General features: G+C 55.5%; 4 protein-coding genes and 1 pseudogene. 2 read left to right on the top strand and 3 right to left on the bottom strand.

Annotated elements, in window-relative coordinates:
• The 3 genes and pseudogenes from ACVBEF_RS19920 to ACVBEF_RS19930 form a co-directional block, all read right to left on the bottom strand.
• Positions 1-213: pseudogene (locus ACVBEF_RS19920) on the bottom strand (hypothetical protein); the annotation flags it as partial.
• A gap of 34 nt (positions 214-247) precedes the next feature.
• Positions 248-1,210: a TRAP transporter substrate-binding protein gene (locus ACVBEF_RS19925; protein WP_447125657.1), complete on the bottom strand. Its 963-nt coding sequence runs from the start codon at positions 1,208-1,210 to the stop codon at positions 248-250.
• 273 nt (positions 1,211-1,483) lie between these two features.
• A complete protein-coding gene (locus ACVBEF_RS19930; protein WP_447125658.1) occupies positions 1,484-2,200 on the bottom strand; it encodes a FadR/GntR family transcriptional regulator in 717 nt (238 codons plus the stop codon).
• A 215-nt stretch (positions 2,201-2,415) separates the two neighbouring features.
• Here ACVBEF_RS19930 and ACVBEF_RS19935 point away from each other — a divergent pair, with 215 nt between their 5' ends.
• Together ACVBEF_RS19935 and ACVBEF_RS19940 are read left to right on the top strand one after the other, a co-directional pair.
• Positions 2,416-3,252: an NAD-dependent epimerase/dehydratase family protein gene (locus ACVBEF_RS19935; RefSeq protein ID WP_447125659.1), complete on the top strand. Its 837-nt coding sequence runs from the start codon at positions 2,416-2,418 to the stop codon at positions 3,250-3,252.
• Complete coding sequence (locus tag ACVBEF_RS19940; protein WP_447125660.1) at positions 3,245-4,144, top strand: SMP-30/gluconolactonase/LRE family protein; 900 nt, start codon at positions 3,245-3,247, stop codon at positions 4,142-4,144. The genes ACVBEF_RS19935 and ACVBEF_RS19940 overlap by 8 nt, the downstream gene beginning before the upstream one ends.
• The last annotated feature ends 17 nt before the right edge of the window (positions 4,145-4,161 follow it).

Genomic DNA, 4,161 nt, shown 5'->3' on the forward strand with positions numbered 1-4,161 from the left:
AGCTTCTCTAAGCGCCCGGTTCATCGAGCACGAATCGATGAATACGGCGGCGGCAATCAGTATCAGGCCGATCACTGCCAGTCTCATAAACATGAGCGACAGCCAGGCATTGCATCGGGTCAGTAGAACGAAGGCAGCCGGTAAGACAACCCCGGCGACCCCCGCCTTGTCAGCGCGCGCAGTGCTCGCTTCCATGGTGAGGTCGTCGCTCATCGTGCGCATCCTTCAATGGTCAGGTTGCGTTGGCTCATTTGGTTTCTTTAATGCGCACCAGCATGCTTTTCATCTCAGGCGTGGTGACGAACCTGGCGTACACGGGTTGCATGCTGGCTTCGAATTCAGCTTTGTTAGGATGCGTGATGACGACACCCGATTTTTCGACTATGCCGCGGGATTTGGCTTCCTGTGCATCCCACAACTGACGCATGTAGGGCACCGATTCTTTGGCACTTTGTCGTACCGCAACTTGCTCTTCCGGCGTCAGCTTGTCATATACAGTTTTGGACATCAGCAAGATTTCCGGCGTCATGTCGTGCTCATCGATCAGGGCGAATGGTGCTACTTCGAACTGGTGCGAGGTTTGGTATGTGGACCAATTGTTTTCAGCGCCGTCAACAATGCCGCTCTTGATGCTTGTATAGACTTCGCTGGTTGGCATCGGTGTCGGGTTGGCGTTGAGCGCCTTGATCATGGCCACTGACAGTTCCGATTGCGGTACGCGAATTTTCAGACCCTTCAGGTCCGCCAGATTCTTGATCAGTTTTTTGGTGTAGAAAAAACGTGCGCCGGAATCGTAAAAAGCCAGACCAATCAAGCCATGCGATTCGCACGATTTCAAGATCTCGTCGCCGATCGCGCCGTCAAGCACGCGACGCATATGGCCGGTATCGCGGAATACGAAAGGCAGCGATGGCAGGATAGTTTGTGGGCAAATGGCGTTGAGCGCTGAGGCGTGCGTGCGGGTCATCGCGATCGCACCGAGCTTGACTTGCTCGACCGTGTCTGGCTCGCTACCAAGTTGGCTGTTTGGGTAGACCTTGATGCTGTCTTTGTTGTTGGTTTTTTTCTGTAGCAGCGTCGACATGTATTGGACAGCTAGCACGGTCGGGTAATCGTTAGGCTGGACGTCGGTGCTACGGAATTCAGTGGCATTGACTGCCGAAGAGAGAAAAGCGGTTGCGATCAGCAAGGCGCACAGTTGTTTTTTCATTGTCAGGTCTCTTTTGTTTTAAATGTCCGGCGGATCAGGGCTTGTCCGCGGATCGGGGTATTACGTTTAAAAATCGCTAGGGATAACCAAAACGTGTTGACATATACAGCACCACTAAGACCGTTCGGACTGACTAGGCACACAGTGCCGTATCGAAGATGCACCAACGCATGCATATACTTCGATACGCCCTACGGGCTACTCAGTACGAACGGAATTTTTAAATTTAAATGTCATCACGTTCAAGGTTGCAAGTACAAATAGGGGGCGCTGTTATTTTGGCGGCTGGATGGATCCTTTTGAAAACGTGCGCGCCACACGTTCAATATGCGCACTCATCGCAGCGCGTGCGGCGCGTGGATCATGGGCGACGATCGCGGCCAGAATGGCGCGGTGATCGATCAGCGTTTGCTGGCGTAATTCTTCGGTCTGGAAATGATCTTTTAAGCGGTGCCATAAACGTCCGAGCTGTTCCCACAGATATTCGACCGTGCCGACCAGGGCGCTGTTGCCGGTTGCGCGGGCGATGGCAATGTGGAAATTGCGGTCAGCTTGTTCGTTGACTTCCTGGTTGTCGTAATTGCGCTCCATTTCCAGCACGGTCTCAAGGATCGCATCGATGGCACCGTCGGTGGCAACGCGTGCGGCGATGGCGGCCACTTCGGACTCAATCAACCGACGTGCCGACAAGACTTCAAAAGGACCGGGACCGCCTTCTGACAGGTCGGAATTGGCAGCCGCCTGATCGCAAAGATAGACGCCGGAGCCGCTGCGTACTTCGACCACGCCGCCCAGTTCTAAGGCGATCAGCGCTTCGCGCAATGAGGGCCGACTCACGCTGAGTTTTGCGGCCAGATCGCGCTCGGATGGCAGGCGTTCGCCGACGCCGATCTTGTCTTCGGCGATGAGCAGCAGGATGCGGTCGGCGACGACACGGTACAAGCGCGGTTCAGGCGAAACAACTTCGGTGGGGCGGATGTCTTTAATCATGGCGTGCGAGATATCGAGAGGAAAGAAATAATCAGAACCAAAAATTGGTGAGACCGATTGTAATCTGGTCAGACCAGTTTTACAAGGTGGACTAGCCAAATAATATTTTCAATGGCATAATCACCACCATTCGAAGCCCCGATACACTCACCTCAGAACATCGATCCGCCTCTTTGGATCGGACCGATTTTTCGCTATACCTACATAAGAAAACCATGACAACTGCATCCGCCATCAAACCATTTGGAAGAATCTTGCTCACCGGCGCTGCTGGCGGCCTGGGAAAAATATTACGTGAGCGCATTAAGCCCTGGGCCGATGTCATCCGAGTGAGCGATCTGGCATCGCTGGGCGAGGCACGCGACGGCGAAGAAGTTGTTCAGTGCGATTTGTCGGACAAAGCCGCTGTTATCGCATTGATGGAGGGCGTCGACGCGGTCTTGCATTTCGGCGGCATTTCTGTTGACGCGCCGTTTGAGGCGATCATGCAAGCGAATATTTTGGGCGTCGCTAACCTGTACGAGGCGGTGCATACCTGCGGCGTTAAGCGCGTTATTTTCGCCAGCTCGAATCACGCGGTCGGTTTTTACCGGACCACCGACATGATCGATGCTGATATGCCGACCCGTCCCGATAGCATGTATGGCGTCAGTAAATGTTTCGGCGAATCGCTCTCGCGCTATTACTACGACCGCTTTGGTATCGAGACGGTGTGCTTGCGTATCGGCTCGAGTTTTCCGGCCCCGCTCAATCCGCGCATGATGGTCACGTATTTCAGTTACGACGATTTGGTCGAGTCTTTGCGCTGTGCCCTCTTCGCTCCACGCGTCGGCCACACGATTGCGTTTGGCGTCTCCAATAACGCCGCCAAATGGTGGGACAACAGCAAGGCGGCGCATCTGGGCTTTCAAGCCAAAGACAGCTCGACCCAATTTGCCGACATGTTCCCGGCTACCGCCGACTATCCTGCGGCCGATGACACCAGCACCATTTTTCAGGGCGGCGGTTTTGCCATGGCCAGCCCGCAATATCGTGATACGTCGAATGACTAAACAGCCATCCATCGAGATCCTCGATGTCGGCCTGTGCGCAGTCGGCGAAAGCCCGATCTGGTGCGCGCGCCACGCGCTCTGGTATTGGGTTGACATTGCGGCACGCAAGATCTGGCAATTTAATCGCGCCAGCGGTGCGGCACGGTATTGGTTATGCGACGAAATGGTCGCCTGTATCGCCCTGACCGAACAAGGCAACCTGATCGCGGGGATGGAAAGCGGTCTGTTTGCAGTGCGCTTGCCTGCGCTTGAAGATCGGGCCGAGGCCCGGCCTCTGGCCAGTCCGCCTGAACTGGTATCGGGCCAGCGCTTTAACGATGGTCGTTGCGACCGCCAGGGACGTTTCTGGAGCGGCACCATGGCGCTCAACATGGCGTCCGCGCTGGCGCACGGCCATTTGTACCGATACGACTTTGTGCACGGTTTATCGATTCCCATTGTGTCTGACCTGTTCGTTCAAAATGGCCTTGCCTGGTCGCCCGACGGGCGCACGATGTATCTGTCTGACTCGCACCCTTCGCGCCGTGTGGTGTGGGCTTTCGATTACGACATCGACAGCGGCACACCGAGCGCACAGCGCGTGTTCATCGACATGGCGCAGCACTGCGGCCGACCGGATGGCGCGGCCATCGATGTCGATGGCGGCTATTGGACTTGCGCCAATGATGCTGGTCGCCTGCTGCGTTTCACGGCGAAGGGAGAGCTGGATCAATCGATTGCATTGCCTTTCACAAAACCAAGCATGTGCAGCTTTGGCGGTGCGCACATGGAGTCACTATTGGTGACATCGATTAGTGCCGGTGCGCCAGTCGGCGATACGATGGCGGGTACGGTAGTGATGCTCAATCCCGGCGTGACATCGATTCGTGCTTGTCCGTGGTACTCGGCATAGAACTACTGAGTCGGAGA

The organism is Glaciimonas sp. GG7, from assembly GCF_052976905.1.